General features: G+C 36.7%; 25 protein-coding genes and 1 pseudogene. 16 read left to right on the forward strand and 10 right to left on the reverse strand.

Features of this window, described 5'->3' with window-relative positions; translation table 11 throughout:
• Positions 1-90 precede the first annotated feature (90 nt).
• Positions 91-1,554, reverse strand: a complete 1,464-nt coding sequence (locus N9I19_RS05175; RefSeq protein ID WP_134783022.1) for a recombinase family protein — start codon at positions 1,552-1,554, stop codon at positions 91-93.
• A gap of 134 nt (positions 1,555-1,688) precedes the next feature.
• On the opposite strand from N9I19_RS05175, the gene N9I19_RS05180 reads away from it, so the two are divergent.
• The 9 genes and pseudogenes from N9I19_RS05180 to arsC all read left to right on the forward strand — a co-directional run bounded on the left by N9I19_RS05180 (position 1,689) and on the right by arsC (position 11,492).
• Entirely contained in the window at positions 1,689-1,928 is a 240-nt protein-coding gene (locus N9I19_RS05180) for a hypothetical protein (protein ID WP_134783021.1), read from the forward strand.
• Between the two features lie 230 nt (positions 1,929-2,158).
• Positions 2,159-2,308 (forward strand): hypothetical protein, encoded by a 150-nt coding sequence (locus N9I19_RS05185; protein ID WP_192824954.1) that lies wholly within the window; start codon positions 2,159-2,161, stop codon positions 2,306-2,308.
• The gene (locus tag N9I19_RS05190) at positions 2,308-3,810 is read left to right on the forward strand and encodes a recombinase family protein (RefSeq protein WP_317777167.1); all 1,503 of its coding nucleotides are present in this window, start codon (positions 2,308-2,310) and stop codon (positions 3,808-3,810) included. The genes N9I19_RS05185 and N9I19_RS05190 overlap by 1 nt, the downstream gene beginning before the upstream one ends.
• Positions 3,797-5,320: a recombinase family protein gene (locus N9I19_RS05195; protein ID WP_317777168.1), complete on the forward strand. Its 1,524-nt coding sequence runs from the start codon at positions 3,797-3,799 to the stop codon at positions 5,318-5,320. The genes N9I19_RS05190 and N9I19_RS05195 overlap by 14 nt, the downstream gene beginning before the upstream one ends.
• Positions 5,321-5,776: 456 nt before the next feature.
• Positions 5,777-8,380: a hypothetical protein gene (locus tag N9I19_RS05200; protein ID WP_317777169.1), complete on the forward strand. Its 2,604-nt coding sequence runs from the start codon at positions 5,777-5,779 to the stop codon at positions 8,378-8,380.
• Positions 8,381-8,430: 50 nt separating this feature from the next.
• Positions 8,431-9,066: pseudogene (locus tag N9I19_RS05205) on the forward strand (SpoVR family protein); the annotation flags it as partial.
• 308 nt (positions 9,067-9,374) lie between these two features.
• Positions 9,375-9,722 carry an ArsR/SmtB family transcription factor gene (locus N9I19_RS05210; RefSeq protein WP_289320913.1) on the forward strand — a complete coding sequence of 116 codons (348 nt, stop codon included), beginning with the start codon at positions 9,375-9,377 and terminating at the stop codon, positions 9,720-9,722.
• Positions 9,723-9,740: 18 nt separating this feature from the next.
• Positions 9,741-11,039, forward strand: coding sequence for an arsenic transporter (locus N9I19_RS05215; RefSeq protein ID WP_317777170.1), 1,299 nt, complete (start codon positions 9,741-9,743; stop codon positions 11,037-11,039).
• A gap of 33 nt (positions 11,040-11,072) precedes the next feature.
• Entirely contained in the window at positions 11,073-11,492 is a 420-nt protein-coding gene (gene arsC / locus N9I19_RS05220) for an arsenate reductase (thioredoxin) (RefSeq protein WP_317777171.1), read from the forward strand.
• A 228-nt stretch (positions 11,493-11,720) separates the two neighbouring features.
• Here arsC and N9I19_RS05225 read toward each other — a convergent pair whose 3' ends face one another.
• Complete coding sequence (locus N9I19_RS05225; RefSeq protein WP_089364474.1) at positions 11,721-12,518, reverse strand: SurA N-terminal domain-containing protein; 798 nt, start codon at positions 12,516-12,518, stop codon at positions 11,721-11,723.
• A 579-nt stretch (positions 12,519-13,097) separates the two neighbouring features.
• On the opposite strand from N9I19_RS05225, the gene N9I19_RS05230 reads away from it, so the two are divergent.
• The gene (locus N9I19_RS05230; RefSeq protein ID WP_317777172.1) at positions 13,098-14,303 is read left to right on the forward strand and encodes a metallophosphoesterase family protein; all 1,206 of its coding nucleotides are present in this window, start codon (positions 13,098-13,100) and stop codon (positions 14,301-14,303) included.
• 325 nt (positions 14,304-14,628) lie between these two features.
• Here the strand turns inward: N9I19_RS05230 and N9I19_RS05235 are convergent, their stop codons facing one another.
• The 3 genes from N9I19_RS05235 to N9I19_RS05245 are packed head-to-tail and all read right to left on the reverse strand — an operon-like array spanning position 14,629 to position 17,159.
• Positions 14,629-15,180, reverse strand: a complete 552-nt coding sequence (locus tag N9I19_RS05235) for a TVP38/TMEM64 family protein (protein ID WP_317777173.1) — start codon at positions 15,178-15,180, stop codon at positions 14,629-14,631.
• Position 15,181: 1 nt separating this feature from the next.
• On the reverse strand, positions 15,182-15,856 hold the full coding sequence (locus tag N9I19_RS05240) for a response regulator transcription factor (protein WP_317777174.1): 675 nt from the start codon (positions 15,854-15,856) through the stop codon (positions 15,182-15,184).
• Positions 15,831-17,159: a sensor histidine kinase gene (locus tag N9I19_RS05245; protein WP_317777175.1), complete on the reverse strand. Its 1,329-nt coding sequence runs from the start codon at positions 17,157-17,159 to the stop codon at positions 15,831-15,833. Before N9I19_RS05245 ends, N9I19_RS05240 begins: the two co-directional genes overlap by 26 nt.
• Before the next feature lie 327 nt (positions 17,160-17,486).
• Between N9I19_RS05245 and N9I19_RS05250 the strand changes: the two genes are divergently transcribed.
• The 4 genes from N9I19_RS05250 to chrS all read left to right on the forward strand — a co-directional run bounded on the left by N9I19_RS05250 (position 17,487) and on the right by chrS (position 20,226).
• Positions 17,487-17,870, forward strand: coding sequence for a hypothetical protein (locus tag N9I19_RS05250; RefSeq protein ID WP_317777176.1), 384 nt, complete (start codon positions 17,487-17,489; stop codon positions 17,868-17,870).
• A 233-nt stretch (positions 17,871-18,103) separates the two neighbouring features.
• Positions 18,104-18,838, forward strand: coding sequence for a DMT family transporter (locus N9I19_RS05255; RefSeq protein WP_317777177.1), 735 nt, complete (start codon positions 18,104-18,106; stop codon positions 18,836-18,838).
• Positions 18,835-19,563 carry a hypothetical protein gene (locus N9I19_RS05260; protein ID WP_317777178.1) on the forward strand — a complete coding sequence of 243 codons (729 nt, stop codon included), beginning with the start codon at positions 18,835-18,837 and terminating at the stop codon, positions 19,561-19,563. Before N9I19_RS05255 ends, N9I19_RS05260 begins: the two co-directional genes overlap by 4 nt.
• A gap of 186 nt (positions 19,564-19,749) precedes the next feature.
• Positions 19,750-20,226, forward strand: a complete 477-nt coding sequence (gene chrS / locus N9I19_RS05265; protein WP_317777179.1) for a chromate efflux transcriptional regulator ChrS — start codon at positions 19,750-19,752, stop codon at positions 20,224-20,226.
• Positions 20,227-20,263: 37 nt separating this feature from the next.
• Here the strand turns inward: chrS and chrA are convergent, their stop codons facing one another.
• Positions 20,264-20,815, reverse strand: coding sequence for a chromate efflux transporter ChrA (gene chrA, locus N9I19_RS05270; protein ID WP_061461889.1), 552 nt, complete (start codon positions 20,813-20,815; stop codon positions 20,264-20,266).
• A 29-nt stretch (positions 20,816-20,844) separates the two neighbouring features.
• Positions 20,845-21,402 (reverse strand): chromate efflux transporter ChrB, encoded by a 558-nt coding sequence (gene chrB, locus N9I19_RS05275; protein ID WP_089364465.1) that lies wholly within the window; start codon positions 21,400-21,402, stop codon positions 20,845-20,847.
• Between the two features lie 414 nt (positions 21,403-21,816).
• Between chrB and N9I19_RS05280 the strand changes: the two genes are divergently transcribed.
• Together N9I19_RS05280 and N9I19_RS05285 are read left to right on the forward strand one after the other, a co-directional pair.
• The gene (locus N9I19_RS05280; protein ID WP_317777227.1) at positions 21,817-21,948 is read left to right on the forward strand and encodes a hypothetical protein; all 132 of its coding nucleotides are present in this window, start codon (positions 21,817-21,819) and stop codon (positions 21,946-21,948) included.
• Between the two features lie 23 nt (positions 21,949-21,971).
• Positions 21,972-22,160 (forward strand): gamma-glutamyltransferase, encoded by a 189-nt coding sequence (locus tag N9I19_RS05285; RefSeq protein ID WP_317777180.1) that lies wholly within the window; start codon positions 21,972-21,974, stop codon positions 22,158-22,160.
• A 37-nt stretch (positions 22,161-22,197) separates the two neighbouring features.
• Here the strand turns inward: N9I19_RS05285 and N9I19_RS05290 are convergent, their stop codons facing one another.
• The 3 genes from N9I19_RS05290 to N9I19_RS05300 form a co-directional block, all read right to left on the reverse strand.
• The gene (locus N9I19_RS05290; protein WP_155727230.1) at positions 22,198-22,356 is read right to left on the reverse strand and encodes a hypothetical protein; all 159 of its coding nucleotides are present in this window, start codon (positions 22,354-22,356) and stop codon (positions 22,198-22,200) included.
• A 366-nt stretch (positions 22,357-22,722) separates the two neighbouring features.
• Positions 22,723-23,595, reverse strand: a complete 873-nt coding sequence (locus N9I19_RS05295) for a DMT family transporter (protein ID WP_317777181.1) — start codon at positions 23,593-23,595, stop codon at positions 22,723-22,725.
• Positions 23,596-24,314: 719 nt separating this feature from the next.
• A complete protein-coding gene (locus N9I19_RS05300; RefSeq protein WP_061461893.1) occupies positions 24,315-24,527 on the reverse strand; it encodes a hypothetical protein in 213 nt (70 codons plus the stop codon).
• Between the last annotated feature and the right edge of the window lie 180 nt (positions 24,528-24,707).

The raw sequence follows: 24,707 nt of genomic DNA on the forward strand, positions 1-24,707 counted from the left end.
AGGGATGCTTGCCAAGGAAAAATTGAAGATAAGTTAAGATATTGATTTCCTCGGCGCATTTAGAAGGCTACATTATTGAACGGAGTATCACTAAAGAACATTTAGTTCGATTTCCAGTTCTTCTTCGTTAAATAAAATGACTTTTTCTACAAGTGTGCTTATTAGTGATTTTGCTTCTGGGACAGGCAATACATCGATAGCATCAATTATGTTTTTCATTTTTTTCATAATTAACTGTTGTAGGTGATTTATGTCAATCTGTGTAGTTTGGTCCTGGTCATTTTCTTCCTCAATGAGTTGTTCCAACCGCCTTTTTTCTTCAGCTAAATCCTCTATTTCAATCAATCCTGCTGTGTATGCTTCTACTTTTCTTTTGTATCGATTTTTAGCGGACCGTATTTTTTGGTCCTTTGTGTTTGTATTTTCTGCAATGCTTTTTTGAATGAGATGAGGAATCATCGTTGTTTGGATGGTATTAGAAAGTTGAAGAAGACCTTTTTTGAACCATGTTTCTACATCTTCGGCTTTGTATTGTTTACTTGTACAAGTTCCTTTATTTTTATTCGCCGAACAGCGATAAACACGGTATCGTTTTTTTGCTGAACCAGACCAACCAATACTCATTCCTGAACCACATTTTCCGCATTTTAGTAGGCCACCAAGAAGATGGGGGCTTGTTTGAGCTCTTGGTGCCATCTGCTTTTTATTCGCTTTATTTTGAACTTTGTCCCATGCTTCTTTCTCTATGATAAATGGAAGTGCATCATCGAGAACAATCCAATCTTTTTCATCTTTTTCAGATCGTTTTTTCTTACTGGAATCTAAACGGTTCCAAACAAGAGTGCCTTTATAAACGGGGTTGGTGAGCATTAACTTTATGGAACGAATGGACCATTCCTTTTTTTGTCTAGAAGGAATGTTTTCATCGTTCAATTTTTTAGCAATTGTGTAATAGCCATTTCCTTCTTCTAGATACCAATCATATACTTGCTGAACAATTTTTGCTTCAGGTTCATAAATGACTAGTTCTTTATCTTTTAGGCGATAACCATAGGGGCTTTGTGTAAGCCATTTTCCATGACTAGCAGCGTGATACATGTTTTCAAAAACGCGTTCTCGTATCCGTTCGCGTTCAAATTCCGCAACAGCCCCTAATACTTGAAGGGTAAGACGACCCGCAGGAGTATTGGTATCGAATGCCTCACTAATAGAAATAAAAGAAACATTTACATGATGAAATGACTCAATTAGTTCCAAAAGATGAAGCAGTCTTCTGCTAAGGCGATCAAGTTTTGTTACTAAAATTTTTGAGATTTCTCCATTTTTCATGGCTTCTAATAAACGCTTAAGTTGTGGCCGATCCAAATCCTTTGCTGAATAACCATCATCTATAAAAAGAAGCGGAGCCTCGCTCCAGCCCATTGCTCGACAGTATGCGGTCAACCGTTCTTGTTGTTCATCCAGGGAAACACCTTCACGAGCTTGTTCATCAGTTGAAACGCGGCAGTACAGGGCAATAGATCTTTCTTTGAGTTCATTACTTTCGTGTTTCAAACAAATATCCCCCTACCTCTTTTTGTCTCAATATATGGTTAGATAAATTAAATAATGAGAGAAGAATTATTAATAATGAATAGGGTTGTCCTATTGATTTTCTTGCATAGATATAAAAGCAAGGGGGAGTGCAAATGGGGGAACTCCAAATTCGTTTTTCTGTTCATATCGAGTCTGAAAAAATATTGTTTAAGCATATAAACGATCTTGGCAACCATGATGTTAGACAACTAATTAGACAAAAAATAACCGATTGTGACTTGAAAATGAAAGAGGCGGCAATTCTCCATCTGTTAAATGAAAAAATAGGGATACCTCAAACCAACAATCTTCAAGTTGCATTTACTGAAACGAAAAGGGAGCCACCATTATAATGGTTAAGCTCTCCATTTTTTTAGGTTATTATTCACTAATGTAAACAACTATTCATATTAGTGAATACTATTGCCAATAAATGTTTATAATAAATCCTATTCAGACATAGGGCCTTCTATAAAAAGCTGTCCTACTTCAGGTTGTTTTGCGCAAAAACATTTCAGCTTGAAATACTTTTTAATACCATAAATAAAAATAAAAACCATAAACATATTAAGGAGCAAATAAAATGGGACGTAAAATGCCAAAGTGTAAAGTAGTATCAGTTCAATATGTAAATTCACCTGAAGCAGCAAGCAAATGGTTTGAGTTATATGCGAATCTTATTTTGAAAGAAGTGGAGAGCAAAAATAAGTGTGAAAAGGAGGTTACCGATTAGTGAATACAGTTGCTTATTATCGAAATTCCATCAGCGCAGATAAGCAAAAGTTATCCATTGATATGCAAATGCATCATGTACGGGAAGCCGCATTAAATAATCACTTATTAATAGAGAATGAATTTATCGATCGAGCAACTTCTGCAAGAAAGACACAAATTGAAGAGAGAAGCGGAATGAAACTTTTATTGGAAGCGATTAAAAAGGGGAGAGTAAAAAATTTAATTGTATATAGCCGTTGCAGGTTAGCAAGAAATGTTCAGCAGTATATGAGCTTATTTGAATTATTGAAACAGTACGATGTGAATGTGATTTTTGCTGCAAGTTTTGAAGTACCTATGACATATACGATGGAATCTGAACTAATTGAGCGAATTCTCGCTGCCATGAATCAGGAGGATGCTGATAAATTAGTTCAAAAATTACAGGATTCTAAAATAACAGTAGCTAAGGATGGCAAACATGCTGGTGGTGCTATTCCGTTTGGATTCAAGAAATCTCTGGAGGAGGTAGAAAAAGGAATAAAGAAATCGGAATGGAAAAAGGTAGACCAAGAGATCAAGGATATTGAAGAAATATATCAGTTATTCTTAGATGAGGATTTTACCTCTTTACAAATGTTTGTTGATTTAACAAATGAAAAGGGAAAACGGTTTAGAAATGATAAGGAATGGACTTATGCGGGGATGAAAAAAGTGCTTACTAATCCTATTTATAATGGACAAAGAATATATAGGACAACAGAAGGGGAAATCAAAAGAAAAGTTTCATATCTTCAAATAATAGATGATGAAATTTGGCAACAGGTTCAAATAAAAATGAATGATTTAATAACAAAAAGAGAAAGACCGAAAGATGTGTATGAAACATATCTCCTGAAAAATCTGGTTTATTGTAGTGAATGCAATCAAATGATGTCTGGAAGGTCTCATCAGTTGAAGGGTGTTTCATTTTTTGTGTACAAGTGTCAAAGGCACTCAAAAGTCCGTGCACCAAAGGAGTGGCTGGAAATGGAAGTATTAAAAAAGGCAAATGAGTTTTTTAAAAACATGCTCGAAAGTAATTTTTCTAAAATTATTGAAAAAATATACAATGGAGAAATTGCTGCATACTCAGAAGCGGTAAAAGACATTGAACAGGATCTTAAACGATTGGAAGATTTAATGGTGGAAAGGACAGAACAAGCACTTGAAAGAGGAGAGGCACTCCATCTTGATGATGCAATTAAAAATGAATTAAAACAATTCGAACAAAACCAATTTATTATTTCTGAATTAACTTCAAAAATTCTTGAAATAAAAGAAAAATTCAAAACAATAGACGACTGGAAACTGGGTTCCCTAATGAACATAATTGCAGATGATTTAAATGATGAAGAAAAGCAGGAATTACTCGAAGATATCGTTTATCAAATTGAAATAAGCCAGGAGCGGGTTCTTATAATATTTCATCATCCATTATTTACAGGTATAACAGGGAGGGAAGAATTTGGACTTATCTAAAATACTAACACCTGGACTGAAAGGAGTATTTTACGGACGGCATTCTACTCATAAGCAAGTAATGGATACACAATTACGAAGTGCATACGAACTGGTTGAAAAATATGACTGTACAATTATTGAAAAAATTTTAGATAAAGGTGTTTCATCTCGAAAAAAGAATCGAGAAGGATTTAAAAGTTTAATATCAGCAGCATATTCAAAAGAATTTGACTTTGTCATCATCTACTCTCACTCTCGTATAGCCCGTATCCCAGAAGAACATGATACGTTTCGAGCAACAATGCACATCTTAGACATTCCCATTATTGAAAGTGAAACCGAAAGTCTCTATGATTTCGGAGATACGATTTTCAGAGCCATTAAAGATGGGGTGGCGAAATATGAGTTAGATAAAATAAGAGTAAATACTAAGAATGCGATACAAACATTGGCAGAAAAAGGACGATGGACGGGAGGAAGGGCTCCGTTTGGTTATAAGTATACTCCCAAAAAAATGAGCGGAACAGAAAAGGTTGAAATCATTGACCTAGAAATTGAACTGGTAAAAAAGGTATTTGATTTATACAAAAATAATAATGGGTTTACATCCATCGCTAATCAGATGCCTCCAAATAGTCACCGTGGGAAAGCGTGGAACAAAGATCGTGTGAAAAACATCATTACAAACCCTTTTTATGCTGGGTATATTTCAATCAGAAGAAAATACGAAAATAAACATAATGCCATAAAAGATAGACGTGAATGGGTAATGGAAAAAAGTTCACTTATCCCCGCTATTTTATCGATTGAGGAATGGGAATATTGCTGGAGTATGTATATCAACAAGAAAGACCGAAAAGTCCCTCCGAAGCATTTTAAAACTGCCTTTTTATTAACCAGTTTATTAAAATGTCAAAACTGTGATAATTTATTGACGGGAAAAGATCAACGGACCACGAGTAACCAGGGGAAAATTTATGGGAAAAGGTTGTATTTATGCAAAAAGTGCAATTATAAAATTGATGCAGATGATGCCCATGATACGACCTTGAAAGTATTCAAAAGTTATCAGGGTGTCGAAACAGTAAAAGTTATAACGGCTGTTCAGGAAAATGTGGAAGGTGAAATAAATAACATTAGAGGAAATATAGAAGTTTTAGAGGCATCATGGAAAAGAGAAAAAGAAAAACTCCAATTATGTATTATTGAAATTGAAAAGTGCTTTAAGGAAAAAGACCAAAAGGAGGCACATATCAAAATTTTGGGTATCACAAAAGAACGGTTGTTAGATAAAGTTCATCAATTTGAAAGGATCATTGAAGAAAAACGAACAAGGATTAAATTTTTAGTGGAAGTTCAAAAAAATCAAAGTTTAATTGAAGAACAGCTAAGGAACTTCCAGACTGCATCATTGAGTCAGTCTCAAGAATTGCGTGCCTTGTTTTTATATGTATTTGAGGAAATTATAGTGAATGATGCTGGACATCTGCATTGTAAGTTTCGTTTTAACTTAGATGAGGCCAAGTGAAAATCTCCAGAAAAAGGAGGTTTTTATTTTGTGCATTTTCTCGGTAATTAGGTGCTTATAATATAAAAATTGATTTTTTTCTCGGTAATTAGGGGTAAACCTCGATCGGGTCTTACCCCTAATTACCGACATTGGTATGACTGAATTACATGAAAAACTAATGATTTAAAGGGAAAAGGAGAAGTTGTCCTTTTTCCTGGAATGAATACCATTATCGGAAATATTAGCTCTCGGTTTTTTGGTCAATAAAAAATTATAATCTCGGTGATTAGGAATCAATAAAGAGAAATTCATCAGGAATGGAAATATCTTCATTTTGAATATTCGAAAATCTTTCGAGGCTACGTTTAGACAATAAGTTAATTGCCTGATAAAATATTACTATATTATCCAAAAATTTGAATAAATCAAACAATCTTTTGAACTATATAGTAATTCAAAAATGGGGGCCTGAAATTGTCAAATAATAAAATTTATACAAGTAATGAAAATGTAAACGATGCCTATTGGAGAGAATTAAAAATTAGGATAGATGCATTTAATGATTATTCTGATGAGATGAAGAAACGCCTTTTTGATTTAACTATTGAAAAATGCTCCCTAGAAGAACTGAAAGAAATTTTAACATTTTTTGATAGGGGGATTGTAACGAAAGAGAAAGCAGAATTAATTAAACAAGGTAAATTGATTCCTAGAGATGAACAACTACTTTTTTTAAAGATAAAGGAGTTCCTACATCGTAAGAAGGGATCAATGAAATCTTATTATAAATCAGTTAATAACCGTTTTGAAGTTACTTTTTCAACACCTTTAGTTCAACTTCTTCAGTTATTTAAAGATTCTCCAGCTCATCTTTTTTCCTTTTATACTTATCATTTGTGGACTATTAGAGGATCGGGCAATCTTTTTTCGCTTAATAAAAAGGTTCCGATAGAAAAAACCAAGGATTTAGCCAGAAATGGTGAGTTTGAAAAAGAATTAGAGAATCGTTTGTTTAAAGCGTCTGGTGAAAAACATAATTACCGAATTTTTTCGTATTGTATTATAAACAATCAGAGAGTAATAATTCTTTGGTATAAACAGTTAAACGATATCACCCGACCTGATTTCAAGGGAGCTATTAGAAATCAGGAAGTCGAAGAAATGATGTACGAAGTTAATATTGAAAATCAAATTATGGAAATGAAAATTAAGACTGAAACTGAAAAAAGAATTATTAAGAACTATCTGGAAGACACATATGAAGGTGAATTCACCTTACTAAAGTCAGATGTGTTTAACCAATATAATAAACAAAAAGTATTAGATAGTGTTCTATTAGGTAAACCAGTTAATGGGAAAAATATTGCTGATTTTCAAGTTGAAAGTATTCATTTTAGAGAAAGTTTGTTGAAAAATTCTCCAGAAATAACGATAAAGGCTAACAATATTGATGTATGGTCATCAATCAAAGATGCTCATGAAAAAAACTGTATCCACATGACAAATATAAAGGATATAGCAGGAATGGCAGTTATAGCTGAAGGAACTAGACGGAACATTCGCTCCTCGGTTTTAGACAACGGACACATTTTGTTAACTATGGATGATAGTCGCTTAGAAAAAGACAAGAAGCAATCCTTTATGGATAAATTTTTTGAACGTTTTGGGATTCCGCTGTTTCAAGAAATCTCAAATGAACATTTCACTGAGGGTCGATCGGATTTAGTTGATTATACATTATCCCAAGTAAGCCCAGAAAATGTACAGAATAATGAGCAGTACGCGAAATTAGTTGAGAGAAAGGTTTTGCAAATAAAACAAGAAGAAACTGTTTATTGTCATGAAAAAGACTGTACCTACGAGGAAAGAATTTTAGTTGACCAAACCGTACCATCGGAGTGTCCAGTTTGTGAAGGGGAAGTAAGGGCAAAATCGAACGTAATTTTAAAGACGGAAATAAAACAAGTGAATCTTTATGTTCAGTCTCATATAAGGGTTTTGGAGAAGAACGGTGGATGGAAAAAACTGAATAACTCAGTTATGACTTTTGGAAAAAGAAAATATGACTTTATTAACTTAGAACGATTAGAAGACAGGAAAGTATTTCAATTTTTGATTACTGAGGATACTATTCCTAATCCGTTATTAAACAGACTAATAAAACAAATGACACCAATAGTAATTATTTTTGTCGGTCAACATGATCTTTATGTTGAAAAGTTTACAAGAGACTCGATACAAACAATCACCTTTGGTAAATTATTTGTATTGGATGAGGAAGTAGACATTTTAAATTTATATATACCACTTATGAATAATTTAGCTTTAAGATCTAAAGCTTATATTGCATCTGCTGCAAGTAAAGCATATGAATCACTTTGTCAGCTTCCAAAAATGGGAAAAGAAGAGGCTCAACATTATGATGAAGATACACTGGAAGATGATGTGTTTGCAATTTTAAAGGATATTTTTACGAATGCAACAAAATGGGGAAATAATAAAAAAGGGCAGGCTGTACCAGAAGGGGTTTTTACCATTTCGTGCAGGAATAGAAAATACAATAAAGTATTGAATGATGCATATACATTTGACTGCAAGTATACGGAAAAAGACCATTATGATTTAGACAGAAGTGAAAAACGAAAAGCTGTGGAATATGTGAAAAGTTTGAGTGGGAATGAATATATACAGCAGTTCAGTAATGTATCGGAAATTAGTGCACATTTTTTCATTTCTAATAAAGAATTTATGCCGTTACAAGTTAAATCCATGGTTAAGTTTTTTGAAGATAGTTTATCAGATGATGACGAAAGAGATGAAGAAATTTCGACCATTCCTGTTTTTATTACAACCGAAGTTCTTACTTATCTACATGAGTTATACAGGGGGCATATAGAGGAAATTCAACTCGCGCCTAATCTTTTCCTCAGGGAACTACGGAAAGCGCTCTTGCCAAAGGATTATTTAGTAACAAGAAATCACATTGACCAAGTATTTGAAAAATCTTTAGACGAAGACCTAAGGGAAGTAGACAGATTAAATATGATAAAATTAAATAAAGAAGTCTCTGTTTCCTAAAAAAAGTAAATTCGTTAATATTCTTCAACGATTTTTAAGCACCTTAGGGGAACGAAGGCTGGGCATCCTACTGGCATCAACGCATAATCCGTGAATTGGATTTATCCTCAGGGGAAGCCATTGAGTTCGCAAAACTGAACGCAGGTGTCGTTCAGCCGTCAAAGACCAGCATAAATCCTTATTATCTCGGATTGAAAGTGCTTGAAGATATTGAAGAACGCTATGATAATCCAACCGAAGAAATGATCAAGCTGGGTGTCAAGCCTGGATCTGGCCGGGAAAAGATGTTCGAAGTCAGGGAAATCGAATCGGATATTTCCTTTCTCCGCAATTATTTGACCAAAGACCTGGTCATGCGGGAGGATATGTATTTATTCCAAAAGCAGGGCAAGGATTACAAAATCGTCGATAAGGCATGGGAACAGGTTCGAGATCAACTCGTCAGTATGAGGGTTAACGGCGGATTCCCCTATATCACAGTAAATGATGGAGACTACATGCGTAATGGGGAACTTTATCTAAAACATTGGTATGAAGATATTGAACTGGATCTGAAATATCTCGAAAAAGTCATGCCATATATCCATCAGCTTTGGGGCCGCTCCGTGCATATGGAATCAGTCATGGAAGGAAAAGAAGTCATGTTTTCCTATGATGGAAAAAGTATTCATAGGAAATATTTGTAAACAAAAAAACTGCCGGTCACTCGGCGGTTTTTTTTGTTTCGTATGATTCCTTCACGAATTGTCATACCCTCCAACTTCTCCTTTCGCTCTCCATAAACGATACTTTCTTAACAAAAATTCTATATTTGATTAACTGCTATTCGCTGAGCAAGAAGGGGACGTTTTTGGGTAGTCAAACCAGAGTAAAGTTATATTAAATAAGATGTATAGTTTTTACTTGAGTATATAAGAATATGCTTATATAATGATGCAAGAATTAATTTCATATAAGCATATACTTATTTAACTATTGAATAAGGAGGGGCAGTATGCAAATGAATGAAGCTTTGGATTTGGAAACCACCGCAAACATACTTAAATTACTAGGTGATAAAACCCGTTTGACCATGGTTAAGATCATGTCTGAACATGAATGCTGTGTCTGTGAATTTGTGGACCTGTTCGAAATGAGCCAGCCAGCTATCAGCCAACATTTACGAAAGTTGAAAGATAGTGGAATCGTGAATGAAGAGAGAAGGGGACAATGGATTTTTTACTCGTTAAACAAAACATCCTCATATTATTCATTTATTCTAACGGTCATCGGGGATTTGCCAAGTCAAAACTTAAAATTAGAAGAATTAACAGCACAAGGAAAACGGATTTGTTGTGACTAACTAGGAGGTACAACTTAAGTGGGATCAGTTATTTTGGCAGTTATCATCTTTTTATTAACACTCATTCTCGTCATCTGGCAGCCAAAGGGACTGTCGATCGGATGGTCAGCTTGTGGCGGTGCGGTTTTGGCTTTACTTGTGGGAGTGGTGGATTTTGCGGATGTCATTGATGTGACATCGATTGTCTGGAACGCGACACTCGCCTTCATTGCCATCATCATCATCTCGCTCATTTTGGATGAGATAGGATTTTTTGAATGGGCAGCACTAAATATGGCTAGGGCAGCCAAGGGAAACGGAGTGAGGATGTTTGTTTATGTAAGTATTCTGGGTGCGCTTGTTGCTGCATTTTTTGCAAACGACGGAGCGGCCCTTATCCTTACACCAATTGTATTAGCGATGGTTCGTGCCTTGAAGTTTAGTGATAAAATGATTTTTCCATTTATCATCGCCAGTGGTTTTATTGCCGATACAACTTCATTACCTTTAGTGGTAAGCAATCTTGTAAACATAGTATCCGCAGACTTTTTCAGTATCAGTTTTGCCGGGTTTGCATCGAGAATGATTGTACCGGACATCTTTGCATTGGTAGCTAGCATCTTGGTTTTATATTTGTTTTTCCGTAAAAGCATTCCCAAGAATTATGATGTATCACAACTTAAGAAGCCAGTGGAAGCCATTCGGGATCAAAGAATGTTTCGATTGTCCTGGATTGTTCTGGGAATTTTGCTTATTGGTTATTTTTCAAGTGAATTCATTGGGATACCTGTATCCATCATTGCAGGCATCGTCGCCATTTTCTTCCTGATCATGGCTAGTAGGAGCCCGGCAGTCAACACGAAAACGGTTATTAAAGGCGCACCATGGGCAATCGTGTTTTTCTCGATTGGCATGTATGTTGTGGTTTACAGCCTGCGGAATGTTGGATTGACGAATGTATTAACGGATTTAATCCAAGTTACCGCCGATCAAGGATTATTTGCAGCAACGATTGGAATGGGCTTCATTGCCGCCATTCTCTCTTCGCTTATGAATAACATGCCAACCGTGATGATCGATGCACTTGCCATTTCCGATACCAATACTACCGGCGTTATCAAGGAAGCCCTTATATATGCAAATGTCATCGGTTCGGACTTGGGCCCGAAAATCACTCCAATCGGTTCTTTAGCTACATTGCTGTGGCTGCATGTACTATCGTTAAAAGGCGTGAAAATTTCATGGGGAACCTACTTTAAAACTGGAATCATCCTAACCATCCCAACATTGTTCATCACATTAGTTGGTTTATATATTTGGTTGCTCGTCATACACTAAAGATTTACTCTACTCATGAAGGAGAGAAACAGCATGGCTAAAAAAACACTATACTTCTTATGTACTGGTAACTCTTGCAGAAGCCAAATGGCAGAGGCCTGGGGGAAGAAATATTTAGGTGAAGAATGGCAAGTGCTTAGTGCAGGGCTCGAAGCACACGGGTTAAATCCAAAGGCCGTAAAAGCAATGCATGAAGCGGGATTGGACATCACCAATCAAACATCAGATACCATCGACACTGACATATTAAATAATGCGGATTTTGTGGTTACTTTATGCGGCGATGCGGCAGACAAATGTCCAATGACGCCACCGCATGTTAAACGGGAACACTGGGGCTTTGATGATCCGGCAAAAGCGGAAGGAACTGATGAAGAAAAATGGGCTACCTTCCAACGTGTCCGTGATGAAATCGGAGAAAGAATCGAACGGTTCTCTAAAACGGGCGTATAAAAAATGAAAGGCCGTGAGTGATGATTGTCGATAAAAAAGTATAAATTGCTTGATTCATTTCATTTCATCAGCACTTTTCTTCAAAAGGATTTGAGTCAATTTACCAGAATAGGGGACTTTGTTGCAGTTTTGTTAGTAGGATGTCCATTAATCAAAAAAACTGCACCTCCAATTGTTAATGCTGTCTAACAATTGGGGTGCAGTTTAATTTGGCAGCTCTTTTAGTCATTAAATCTTAATATCGACCTTAGCATTTTTCTTAAGTTCTTCCACACGTTTCACAAGCATTTCTTGTTTCTTTTGCTGCTTTAGCTGTTCCTTGATTTGCGGCTTCATTTCTTCAAGTTTCTGTACCTTCTGCCCGCTTGCCTTAGCTTGCTTCGCATACTGGTCGTAGGACTTTTCAATTTCTTCGTCAGTTGGTTCATCCACTTTAATCTCTTTTTCAACATACTTCGTATATGGAATATTCTCTGCGATCTGAGCATTCAACATTTTTGAATTCAGGCCTGCCTTTTTCATCGCTTCCTTGAATTTCTCTTCATTTCCATATTGGTCTTTGATTTGGGCAAGTTGCTTTTCGATTTCAGCCTTGGAAGCTGTATAGCCCTTTTTATCAGCAGCCTGAAGAAGCAATGTTTGCCCTACTAAAGAGTCGAGCGTTTGCTTTTTAATTTGTTTGGCTCCCTCTTTTGATGTTGGGTCTTGTCCGAATTGCTGCATCTGCATTTGTGTCGTGGACAAAACGGTATTATATTCCGCACCTGAAATTTTTTCGTCATTGACGATGGCCACGGTTTTCTTTTCATCGACCTTTTGCTTGTCTAGTTCCTTCTGCATTTCTTCCATCTTTTTTTGCTGTTCCTCAGTTGCTTTAGCCGTTTCTTTCTCATTCTTGTTTTGCTGTTCCTCAGTTGTTTTAGTCTCTTTCCCGCCACTTTTTTTATCAGCTTCATCGTTCGAACCACAAGCTGTTAGAACAACTGCCAATAATCCAATAACGATTGGGTACAATAGTTTCTTCATATTCAGTCTCCTCTCGTATTCAGTGCTAAAAAAATCATCTAATGCGCATTATAAAGGAATTCCCCATTAAAACACAATATATTCATTCTTTTTTCCAGAAAACAGGAAGATAGTATAGGCATTTTCTCATTATATTCGGTATAAGATTCAAGGAAATGAACCAATTTACCCTGCATCGATTCAATAGCTGAAAAGAGATAGTCAGACTGGCATACACGACAAAAGGGAAAGCACTTCGATCCATCCATAGCGGAGACAACCCTCTATTACCATATATCCCCGATGAATCAGTAAGGATTTTTTGATATCTTACACATTCCTTCCTCTATTGTTTTTTTACTTATCTTTCATATAACATTAATACCTCACTAATAATTTCATCTTATTATGAAGTAAGAACTGACCTTTATAGGGTGATTTTTGAAAAAATGTAAGTTTGAAATCATATATATACAAATCCAATTTTTTGTTTACCATAATGGTTTTTTGAATTGGAACTACATAGTTAATTTGCTCACCATCGTATCGATAGCTTGATCCCTATAAAACAGTTACTAGAAGAGAATGGGAGTTTTACTAATGAATAATCAAGAACCGCATGAAGGGTTGGATAGACGGAATTTTATCAAGATAGGAGGAATGAGTACACTTGCCTTAACACTTGGATTCTCTGGACTTTCAGATGATTTATTTAGCACTGTAGCACTGGCAGAAGAAAAAGATGGCATGGCTCTTCAATTTAATCGTAATGGAAAATTAAAAATCGTTCAATTTAATGATACACAAGATGATGAACGTATTGATCGTAGAACATTACAGCTTATGGAGAAAGTGCTTGATACAGAAAAACCTGATTTTGTTGTGATTAATGGAGACATTATTACGGGTGGATGCGACACATCTATGGAGATGAAGCAAGCCATTAACAATGTCGCACACCCTATGGAACAAAGAGGAATCAAGTGGGCCATTACCTTTGGAAATCATGATGAAGATTCTACCCCGAAGGGCGGTCTTAATGAGGAAGACATGCTTAAAATCTATCTTTCTTATAAATGCAATATGAACAAGCCTGCCGTCGAAGGTATTACTGGGACAGGTAACATGAATTTACTTATAAAGGATTCAAAAGGAAAAAAGGCAGCTTTCAACCTCTGGCTTCTTGACAGTGGAAGATATGCGCCAAAAACCATTGCAGGTCAAGATTTCCAAGGATATCCGACTTGGGACTGGCTTCGTTTTAATCAGGTGAACTGGTATTATGAGACGTCAAAAAAATTAGAGGGAAAATGGAAGAGAAAAATTCCTTCACTCGCTTTCATCCATATTCCTCTGTGGGAACACAGATTTATGTGGTATGCGAGCGTAGATCAAAGAGCTGACTCCAATCATGAGGTAGCCGTTAAAAAGCATAATATAGTAGGAGAAAGAAATGAAGAAGAGTGTATGGGACCAATTAACGGGGGACTGTTTTCAGCGATGCTGGAGAGAGGCGATGTCAAGGGCGTTTTTTGCGGTCATGATCATATAAACACTTATGTAGGTAATTATTACGGAATCCTGCTTGGTTATGCGGGCAGTACCGGGTTCGGCGCTTATGGTCTGCCGGGAGCTGAAAGGAACAGACTGCGCGGCGCCAGAGTATTTAATTTAGATGAAAATACAGCTGAGGTTCTAGTAGAAACGCACATGGTATTCGCAAAGGACTACGGGATCGATTTGACAGCTAATGATCAGAGTATTGATCCTGTGCCTCTAGAAAACAATAAGAAAGTAAAAATGTAAAGCGGTAAAGAGGTTTTAAGAACATTGATTGCATTTCCTAGATTTTGTACAGAATTGTATATAAGGTAAATTTTACCGATTGGTTGATCGTTAAATAAAGTAGCAATTCTTTAATTTATATTTATAAGCTGAAAATCGGGCGCATTTCTTGAATAACGAAATTATTGATTTATCCGTGTCAAATCATAATGTTGTAATACTACAAATAAGGATAGATAAAGCTGATTAGGTTCAATTTTTTTCTATCCTTATATAATGTTTAACATTATTTATTTTAATGAAAATATCAAATAGTCTTCTTTTTACATGGTCTCCTACTATTTCATTACATTTCTTTTTTCTTACCTCTTTTAAAGTAATACAAGAGTGCGATGATCAAAATCAATAATACTAGAACAATCTTTACATCGTTTGAAGCCTTCATTGCTTGTGTCACCGAGTACGCCTCGACAAGGAGGGCAGGCAGTTTTCCGATGGATGTGGCGAGGAAGAAAATCATCACGCCCGTCTCGCTTAATGCTGCTGTAAGGTTGATCACGCCGGATGGTATAAAAGGTAGGATTCTAAGCATCAGAATCATCCAAAATGCATGGTAGCCTTGTGACTTTTGCAGCTGCATGACCCACCGGTTCTTCATGAATTTGGGTTTGAAAGTTTGAAAGCCCTTTCGATATAACCAAAAGCTGACTACTGCTCCGGAAATTTCTCCCATGTAAGAAAGGATCAATCCCTTTTCAAATCCAAATGCGGTGATATTGGCAGCCGTGATGAATACGCTGGAAATAAAACCAAGAACGCTAATCAATATGTTCAATACTAAACTTACAGCAATGAAAAAGGGTCCGCTGGTTGCTAATGCATCAGAAATGAAATCCATATCAATCCACAGAACTCCATTTATATCCGATGCCCCAGACCGTTTTCAAATGTTGGTCTACTGGAAAACCTGCATGGCGCAATTTCTCTCTAATATTGCGAATATGGGAATCGATTGTCCGATCTTCCGTATCCGTTTTAAATCCCCATATGGTCGAAAGCAGGTGATCCCTGGAATACACTTGGTCAGGGGATTTTAAAAACAAGCACAACATGGAAAACTCTTTTGGCGTTAATGGGATGGTCTTGGAATCATAATGCGCTTCATAAGCGGATTCATTTAAATGTATCCCCTTAAAGAACACACCTTGGTGATTATGTACTCTTCGTGTAACAGCTTCAATTCTGGCAAGTAAAACATCTTCATTAAAGGGTTTCGTTACATAATCGTCCGCACCCTTTTTCAACCCTTTCACCATTTCTTCTGCAGCATCCCGGGCGGTGAGCATGATTATGGGAATATTGGAAAACCCCCGGATCCCTTCACATGTTTCCCATCCATCCATCTCAGGCATCATTACATCAAGAATGACAATGTCAGCATGTTCATGCTCTAAGAACAGTAAGGCTTCATGTCCAGATTTCATCTTAATGCAAGTATATCCGTGAGGTATAAGGTATAGCTCTATAAGATCAAGCATTCTCTGTTCATCATCGACCAGAACCACTGTCTTCATATTTTATCTCCTTAAATGTGATAATGAAGCACGTTCCTTGCTCCAAATTGCTTGTAACTGAAATGGTTCCACCTTGAACTTCCACTAATTGCTTGACGATGGAGAGCCCCAATCCGAATCCACCGGTATCTCTAGCGCGTGATTTCTCGACACGATATAATCGGTCAAAGATATGGGGTATATCTTCACTTGGAATGCCAACCCCTTGATCGATTATAGAGATGGAAATACTGCTAAGCGATTCAGTGGCTTTGATGGTAGTGACTGTATATTCGTTCGAGTACTTCAGTGCATTATCCAGCAGGTTAAGAATGACTTGCTCAAACCTTGAGGGATCAATATCTAAAAATAAATGATCCTTGCATACCAGGTGCAATTGAATTTTTTTATTTGTAAAAGCTGGTAACACTTTTTCATGAATGGTTTGCAGGAATGTAGAGAGCTGTACGGTTTCTTTTGAAATCGTAAATGTATTTACATCCATTCTAGCCATATTGAATAATTCGTCCAATAATCTGTTTAATCGTTGGGATTCATCATGGATGATCTCTAAGTATCGTGATCTTTCGGATGCATCCAATTCTTTTCGGCGGGCAATATCAGCGTAGCCCTTTATATAAGTTAGCGGCGTTCGCAGTTCATGAGAGATACTTGCCAAAAATTCATTGCGTTCCTTCTTTAAATAGTTCAATTCATTAGCCAAGCTTTGAATGGATTGGGCAAGTTCCCCAAGTTCATCATGAGATCGTACTGGTACAGCCACTGAAAAATTCCCTTTACTGAGTTTGGTGGTCGATTCTTTCATCGCAATAAGCGGTCTAGTCAAAGCTTTTGAAAGAAAATAAATGGTGATAATCATGAAGAAAAGGAGCAAAACAATTGCAAAGAGGAAATGTCTATTCAATTGAGCGATTAAATCTTCAACATCCCTCGTATCTTTGAACATATAGATATAGCCTTCATTTTTTTTATCACTGATAAATGGCGTAACGGTGGCTATATACCTTTCATCCTTCCAACTTGATTGGATGATGAGACCCTTTCGTGGTACTTGGGGGAGGTTTTTTTCTAAGATTTTTTTCATTCCCCTATTTACCTTTTCGGAAGATATCAGAATATCTCCTCTTGTATTCATTATCACGACATCTGTATCTGTATGTGATTCCATCAGGGCGATATGCTGAAGGGTTGAGTTTGAATAAGTGATTTCCAACACATCACGATGACTATTGCCACGGGCCTTCAGTGATTCCAATTCTTGATTGATACGGGAATGGATCACTTTATTATGTAAGTAAATCATGGAAACGGTTTCCATCAAAAAAATGCAAACAAAAATACATAGTCCCAACTTAAAGGAGATTTTCAAAATATTCACCTTCTTATTTGATGGAGTAAGTTTAGCAAAAAAGTATGAAGAAAGTATGCAGTTTTTTTCAATTTCTTCGCATCCTCTTAAACAACGATAATCCGAATGATGACAGGTTGCAAGAAGGACTTTAATGGACCCGAACCGCCATTTTTTTGTTTTGATATATGGACATGGGAATCAGTTTGTATTTTGGCACTTCCTACAAATAACAGACTATGAATTTTTTTGTGCAAAATCTACTGGGGAATATATAACACTTTGGATAGTGACGGACCATTATCTTCCATGCTATCATTCATTATTTTTGGAATCGGTGAGAAACCTTCTACAGCAAGGGGAATTCGAGAGCCGAATTTTAGAAGAAGTTTCACAGCTTTTTCAGGTTCAAGGTTACCACGGAACAGGTTTGAATCAAATTTAAAAGAACGCGGCGAACCTTATTTTAATCACGTATTACTGGCGATAAAAATCGGCAGTTTTTTTATTTTAGTCTACACAAAATGTTTTGCGTGTAGGAAACATTTTGTTGCGATTGAATACTATGTAAAAAAAGGAGCTGATTCATATGAGTTGTACAAACCGTACACAAAAAAAAATAATGGCTTATTCCGCAATATTCAAAAAAATGGGCATTCTCAATGATGAGGAATACAAAAATATCACGAAGACCTTTCAAACAAAGGATTGATGATGGGTACATTGATATTCATAAACTTCTATCTCGCATTAAACGGGCTGTAAAACCCCCGCCTTAAATTGATGAGGAGGGGGATTGCAGTCATACTTTATCGCCCTTCGGTTACAAAAAAAGGGATATATGGTATAGTTAGGGGTTCGTATAAAGGAAGTCGATTAAAAGGAGAGTATTAGATAGAATGAATGGAATATTTGACGCAGAAAAATATATGCATGCACCCTCTTTAATCCTTATTGCAATCAGTTGCATGCTGATTGGTATAGCATTTGCCATTATTTATAAAAAACAAGAAAGTCCTCCTAAAGCATGGAAGGCTCTCGTTGTGTTTGTACTAGGAATGATCACTTTTAGTTTTACTTTTAATCTATCAGATGAGGTGGTTAGTGTACCCATTATCCCTATAGGAGTTGCTCTCTTATCATGGTTATTGAGAAGGAAAGGAAATGAAGGGCGGTGGCAGAGATTCCGTCGATTTGCCTGGCTCGGATTCATATGGAATTTCATCTTTTTGGGTGCTTCACTTTTAGCCATACCGCTGGATGAAATGATGTATCCTAAGGCTGACATATCTACATATATGATGGACATTAAAAGGGCTTCGCTGATGGCGACGCATCCGAACTCCAAAGAAGTCACTTTGAATAAAGAAGAGCTGGAAAGACAAATGAACAAGATGAAACAAAAAAAGATCGAGAGTGAATCTTGGTATTACGGAATCAATGAAGATAGCGGGTACAAAGAAATGTTCCCGTATATTTTGACAGGTACCGTTCCTAAAAAAGGAAGAGGTCTTGAAACACTCATTTTCATTGAAGAAGATGGAAAGGGTCTACTGATTACACCTAATAAAGGGCATCAGGTTTACTACAGGCTAGAGGAATCCATTTTGACTGGAGGTGCGTTAGAAGGATGACTAAAAAAACAAAAATGATTGTTTTCATTACAGCTGTTATATCGATTGGAGGTATCCTTTTATTTGTTCGATTTCCAAAAGAGCCGGAACCCTTCATATCGGACAGACAAGTCATCGAACGAATAAACTCAAACTTCTCTGAGGCTCAGCCTAGGGTCATACAAGATCAAATATTTTTGGATAATACACATGTGTTTGTCCCCTTTATTAACGTAGATAATGGGTATGGGATGAGCTTTTGGGTCTGGAAGGGCAATAAATGGAGAGTGGCTTCTGTGGAAAATAGCGGTCAGCCACAGGTTTGGAATGGAGAAGAAAAATCTTTGATCATGTGGAATATGGATCCGAAAGATGACATTTCCGAAATCAGGGTTTTTATGAAAAAAGATAGAGGTTTTATGGTATCGGATGGCATAGCTACCTATCAACCTGGAATAGAAATGATGCACAGCATTGCGCTTAATGAAAAAACGTACGGAGTCGGGAGGTATCCTGACAATTGGAGGGAGCTTATGGATCAGTATGTAAAACTTCAGGTAGAAGATCGGCAGAGTGACTTTCCTGAATTTAACAACCTGATACAATTGGCTATAAATTTTTATGATAAGGATGGGAATGAGACATTTCCTGAGCACTCCTTTAACGGAAATGGCTATATGACAGGAGATAACTTTGTGGATGTTCCTTTCCTTGTTCAAGCGGATGAGTTGGAGGGAGACTATTGAAAAGGGGCTGCCAAAATTAGCTTGCCATTACACGTATCAGTTTTTATATATTTGGCTATTGATCATTCATAAAATCCGCCGTTTTTATAATGAAGCTAAATTTTGAAAGTAAAAAGGAAGTTTGTTGTGACCCGCTAGTATTCTCTGCGATAATGGAATAAAGAAATCGAAAAGGAGCTACGTAGGATGGCAGAGGACTTTAAGATTCCCAGCTTGAAAGTTGATGAGATCGATAAGAAAATCATATCGGTTTTACATGAAGATGCGCGAATTTCGTATACCGACTTAGCGAAGAAAGTGGAGCTCTCCAGGGTTGCGGTTCAGATGAGAATCAATCATCTTGTTGAAAACGGTGTGATTGAGAGGTTCACTGCGGTCATAAATCCAGCTAAGGTCGGCATCCATGTTTCGGCATTCTTTAACGTTGAGGTTGAACCTAAATATCTGGAATCAGTCGCACAGCAATTAGAAAGTGAACCGGCTGTAACGAGTTTATATCATATGACCGGTCCGAGTAAACTCCATATGCACGGAATCTTTACTGATAACCAGGAGATGGAACGTTTTCTCAATCAGAAGCTGTATGCGGTCGTCGGTGTTGTCAGCGTTGATTGCCAAATTCTCATTAAACGTTATAAAAGCCGGATGGGCATGAAGCTTTAAATGAAAAAATCCCCCTATATAGGTGGATTTTTTATTATTATGTGAGCGGGATGATAAAGCCGCCGTACGCAAAGGCAAGTATGATTACGAAGGCGGGGTGGATCTTGAATTTACCTAGGGCCAAAAAGGCCAATCCAGCGATGACGATTGAATGGATGTAGCCGATGGAACCTACGGCATGCTCGGCCATATTCCAGGTGAGCAATAACATCATGATCGCGATCACGGGCTGTACAAGCAGGGACATGCCTTTTACGATAGGCGATTGCTTGTATTTTCGCAGGATTTTTAATAAATATATCAAAGCCACGGCTGAAGGGATGATCGTGCCTGCCAATGCGACTAGAAATCCTGGCCAGCCATATACATCATATCCGACATATGCGGCTATTTTCGTGGCGATCGGTCCTGGGAGTGAATTTCCTAACGCAAGCATTTGTGAGAACTCGGCATTATCAAGCCAGCCATAACGGGTGACGATTTGATCATACATAAGCGGAATCGAGGCTGGACCTCCGCCATAACCAAGAATATTGGCAATGAAAAACGCTAGAAAAACAGCAACTCCTATTGGGATAATAAGACCCATTAAGCGGATTCCTCCTTCCTATTAACCTTTTAATTTTTCAATCTTTCCTTTAATTTAAAATGGAACGCCCCATATAAAAGGAAAATCATAATGACGATACCCGGATGCAGGGAAATGACCTGCAGAAGCAAAAAGGAAATCGCAAAAAAGGTGATTCCGAGCATCTTTCCTAACCCTTTGACCGCCTTTTCGCCAAACTCATAAGCCATTTGACCAAGCATGACAGCAACAACCGGCATTACAGCAGCGATCATATTACTGATCATTGCCGAATTACTTAAAACATTAATGAATGCAATCAAGAAAACCATCGCAATGCATGAAGGTAAAACGTGAGCGGCCACGCTGACGATGGCTCCAGGCCAGCCTTTTAATTTATAACCAAGATATGCTGCCATCTTAGTGGCAATCGGTCCTGGGAGTGTATTGGCAATCGCCAAAGTGTCCCCGAATTCATCATCGTCGAGCCAGTGATAACGGGAAACTGCTTCGTGGCGGATGAGCGGGATGACAGACGGCCCGCCGCCGAAACCTAATATCCCCGTTCTCATCATCCCAATCGTCAATTCCGTATATGGATTTTTCAAAACGATTCCTCCATGTTTTAAAATTTAGGGTTTATTTCCAGGATTATGAATTAATGATAACAAAAGTGCTTTCGAAATGTATAAAAAATTTTAATAATAATTACGTAACGAACGAAATAACTATCTTTTTTTAATAAAATAGGTTGATGAATTTAAAAAAACGCACTTTTTGTCTTGGAAACTAAAATTTGAATTACGTAATAAAAAGAAACAAGATATAATACAATTGTCATAAATTTTCCAAAATATAAAATAAATAAAAAGAGTAAATGCATGACCCAATCGATAATAGGGACGAAAAGAAAGGTGGAAAGCCCTCTTGCATCGATAGCAGGAATTAAAATTCTTTAAAAAGGGGGGACTTATAATGCGGCAGTGGCAGCGAGTGTATGTTTGGATGTAGTTTATCCGCATATGACTGGGCTTGGTGGAGATACTTTCTGGCTTATATATGAAAAGAAGGACGGAAAAACTCGTACTAATAATGGAAGCGGATCAATCTTGGAGCATATAGAGGAGAAAAGAAGATCCCTTTTCGCGGGGTAAGAAGCGCACTTACAGTTCCTGGGATGGTAGACGGTTGCGGTGAGATATTGAAAGAATGTGGAACACTTATGCTAGCTGAAGTTCTAGAGCCGGCGATCCAGTATGCTGAAGATGGTTTTCCGATTAAGAAAAATCAAGTAATGTGTACCGAAAGAAATTGGGATTGGCTTTCGAAGGCACCGACGTTAAAGAAGGGAGTCTATAAAATATAAAAGAAACAACGGTTGTTTTTAAATGACTACCGTTGTTTTATTTTCGTGAAAATAAAAGAGTGCTTAAGGCAATAAGTAAAATCAAGCCCCCTAGAGCTGCAGGGATCATTCCGAAACTGCCGCATAAATAAATAAAGGTAAATACGGGAAACACCAAAACCAAAAACACTTTAAAAACATACGTATTTTTTGTCATAAAATACCTCCCTCTATAGAATATCACAATAATAGGGGAATATAAGCCAATTAGCAATATCCTAAACTTTTACAAGCAGTATGGACTTACCCCCTTCAAGTAGATAGCTTAAAAAAAGACTAGGCTACCCTCATTATTAAATAATTTAGGACAACCTGAATCTTGAATTCTTTGAATAAGTTTGAAATTTATCCCCTTTTTTAGCCATAATTAAAATCCCCTCCAAGTAAAGTGTAACATCCATGTTTTTTCATGGACTTTTTACACTGTCTACTTTAAGGGGATAATATCAATAGGCAGCCTTTTTAAGTGACTGCTCTATAGGGGACATTTTAATATATAACACCAATCAACTATTTAATGATGTTATTCTTCCCGAATGACTAATAACACACCAATAAAAATTAATATTGTACCTATCCAAAAAGACAAGCCGATTTGTTCACCTAGTATTAACCAACCTAAAAAAGTTCCCACTATAGGTTGTAAAAAGAAAAATAATCCACCACTTGATGCGGTAAGCATTTGCAGTCCGCGATTCCACAGTAAAAAGGCACATGCTGTGGAAATAACGCCCAAGTATAAAAGGCCGCCCCATATGGATGGATGCATGATTGCTTGAAAATCAAGCTCATCTAATCGACTAATCGTAATAGGTATTAAAAAGACAATTGCCACAAGCACAGCATATGTCGTTATAACGATTTGTGAATATTGCCCAGGTACACGTTTAATTAGAACAGACATGAGTGCCCAGGTTAATGCAGCAAAAAGCAGTAATACGCCCCCAAGCTGGTGAGATGAGCCGATATGGGCATTTCCGACAATGATACCGACACCGATCGTCGCTAAAATAACAGAAATTGATTTTTTAAAAGTAATCTTTTCTTTTAAAACGATACGTGCAAATATCACCATAAATGCAGGTGTTGTTGAAGTAATGATGGCTCCCATTTGTGCAGTAGATAGTAGCGTACCGACTTCCTGGGTTACGATAGATATTGTGTTTCCAACAAGTCCTATAATGAAAACCAAAAGCCAGTCTCGTTTTTCAATCCGCCAAGATTGTTTTGTTATGAAACCAATAGTTAGCAATGCTAAAATCGCAATTAAATATCGTAATAATACTAATTCAAGTGGTGGAACAACGTCTACCACAACTTTTACCACAACATACATCCCGCCCCAAATGCTAGCAGCGAGTGATAAATATAAAGAACCTAATATAGTGTTTTTCATTTTGTACCCTCCGTTTTAACTGAATATTCCCAGTCCTTAACGGAGATGCAATTTTCTACCGTTAAGGAAGAATAACTGCAGGTACATCATTTTCGAATAGCGGTGACCACAACATCGGCTTTCAGCTCTCTTTCAAAAATATTTACATTCAATGATTTTAGTTAATTATAAAGCTATTCCGAGCTGTTACTGATCATTGGATTCAATAATCAGTAAGTTATATTAAATATACAAGATTTTAGTGATTTATAAAACAACAAATAATAGTTTTAGACACAGCGTACCATAAAAAAAACAACTCCCTTGAAAATCTTCCATTAAAAAACTACTTTACACATTGAACCCATTTTTTTCGGCATGATTGCAAAAGAGGGACCTCCCGGTTGACGTGGATGTAGAAACCCCACCAGTGGTTAATAGGAAAAGGTAGGGTTTTGTCAGGTGTTTTAAGCTTAAGTATACTGTCTTGATTGACGAATAATCTTTTCTTTTATTTTAATGTAAGATTGAAAAATGGATTATAGTTGGAATGAAAAGAAGGATTTATAGGGAAGGGAAACAAATGGTACAGTTGATGTTAGTCAAATTGTCGGCAGCGGTAATGATGAAGTAATAAAGCTGGAAAGAAAAAACGTGGATTAGGATTAAAAGGCTCCCTTAAAGAGTTTAATCCTAATCCACCATTAAGTTGAATTTTTTAGTGCATGACCTTTCCAGCATCACAATCGGTTATATTTTCGTTCGATTTTCCTGAACTCATCTGATAGTTCAAATAAGGTGTGTAATACTGCTGTTTGAATATATAGATTCATATAATTATCATTGCTCTTCTTTTGAAAAGATAAATCATGTTTTTCATTAATTTTCCGAGTTATACATTCATTAATTTCGCTCCACATTTCTTTTGTTCCTTCTTTAATTTTAGTCTCCATAATCTCCCACTCCTTTTTTATTAGTTTATCCAATCTATTACATTCTTATACTTATTTTTTTGCCAAGCTGGTAACTTTTTTATCTTAAAATTAATATCTACTGTTCAAGTTATGATTCATTGCGTTGAAAAGGAGAGAGAAGCGACTATAGGGTTAGTCCACAATTAGTTTTTTGTAGAA

The sequence above is a fragment of the Peribacillus sp. CSMR9 genome, assembly GCF_033141925.1.
Lineage (GTDB): Bacteria > Bacillota > Bacilli > Bacillales > DSM-1321 > Peribacillus > Peribacillus simplex_A.

What these genes read in the sequence shown, in the direction of transcription:
- N9I19_RS05180 (WP_134783021.1), top strand. Translation starts at nt 1,689, where the DNA reads ATGGGGGAACTCCAAATTCGTTTTTCTGTTCATATCGAGTCTGAAAAA.
- N9I19_RS05185 (WP_192824954.1), top strand. Translation starts at nt 2,159, where the DNA reads ATGGGACGTAAAATGCCAAAGTGTAAAGTAGTATCAGTTCAATATGTA.
- N9I19_RS05210 (WP_289320913.1), top strand. Translation starts at nt 9,375, where the DNA reads ATGCAAATGAATGAAGCTTTGGATTTGGAAACCACCGCAAACATACTT.
- arsC (WP_317777171.1), top strand. Translation starts at nt 11,073, where the DNA reads ATGGCTAAAAAAACACTATACTTCTTATGTACTGGTAACTCTTGCAGA.
- N9I19_RS05225 (WP_089364474.1), bottom strand. Translation starts at nt 12,518, where the DNA reads ATGAAGAAACTATTGTACCCAATCGTTATTGGATTATTGGCAGTTGTT.
- N9I19_RS05230 (WP_317777172.1), top strand. Translation starts at nt 13,098, where the DNA reads ATGAATAATCAAGAACCGCATGAAGGGTTGGATAGACGGAATTTTATC.
- N9I19_RS05235 (WP_317777173.1), bottom strand. Translation starts at nt 15,180, where the DNA reads ATGGATTTCATTTCTGATGCATTAGCAACCAGCGGACCCTTTTTCATT.
- N9I19_RS05240 (WP_317777174.1), bottom strand. Translation starts at nt 15,856, where the DNA reads ATGAAGACAGTGGTTCTGGTCGATGATGAACAGAGAATGCTTGATCTT.
- N9I19_RS05245 (WP_317777175.1), bottom strand. Translation starts at nt 17,159, where the DNA reads ATGATTTACTTACATAATAAAGTGATCCATTCCCGTATCAATCAAGAA.
- N9I19_RS05255 (WP_317777177.1), top strand. Translation starts at nt 18,104, where the DNA reads ATGAATGGAATATTTGACGCAGAAAAATATATGCATGCACCCTCTTTA.
- N9I19_RS05260 (WP_317777178.1), top strand. Translation starts at nt 18,835, where the DNA reads ATGACTAAAAAAACAAAAATGATTGTTTTCATTACAGCTGTTATATCG.
- chrS (WP_317777179.1), top strand. Translation starts at nt 19,750, where the DNA reads ATGGCAGAGGACTTTAAGATTCCCAGCTTGAAAGTTGATGAGATCGAT.
- chrA (WP_061461889.1), bottom strand. Translation starts at nt 20,815, where the DNA reads ATGGGTCTTATTATCCCAATAGGAGTTGCTGTTTTTCTAGCGTTTTTC.
- N9I19_RS05280 (WP_317777227.1), top strand. Translation starts at nt 21,817, where the DNA reads ATGACTGGGCTTGGTGGAGATACTTTCTGGCTTATATATGAAAAGAAG.
- N9I19_RS05285 (WP_317777180.1), top strand. Translation starts at nt 21,972, where the DNA reads ATGGTAGACGGTTGCGGTGAGATATTGAAAGAATGTGGAACACTTATG.
- N9I19_RS05290 (WP_155727230.1), bottom strand. Translation starts at nt 22,356, where the DNA reads ATGACAAAAAATACGTATGTTTTTAAAGTGTTTTTGGTTTTGGTGTTT.
- N9I19_RS05295 (WP_317777181.1), bottom strand. Translation starts at nt 23,595, where the DNA reads ATGAAAAACACTATATTAGGTTCTTTATATTTATCACTCGCTGCTAGC.
- N9I19_RS05300 (WP_061461893.1), bottom strand. Translation starts at nt 24,527, where the DNA reads ATGGAGACTAAAATTAAAGAAGGAACAAAAGAAATGTGGAGCGAAATT.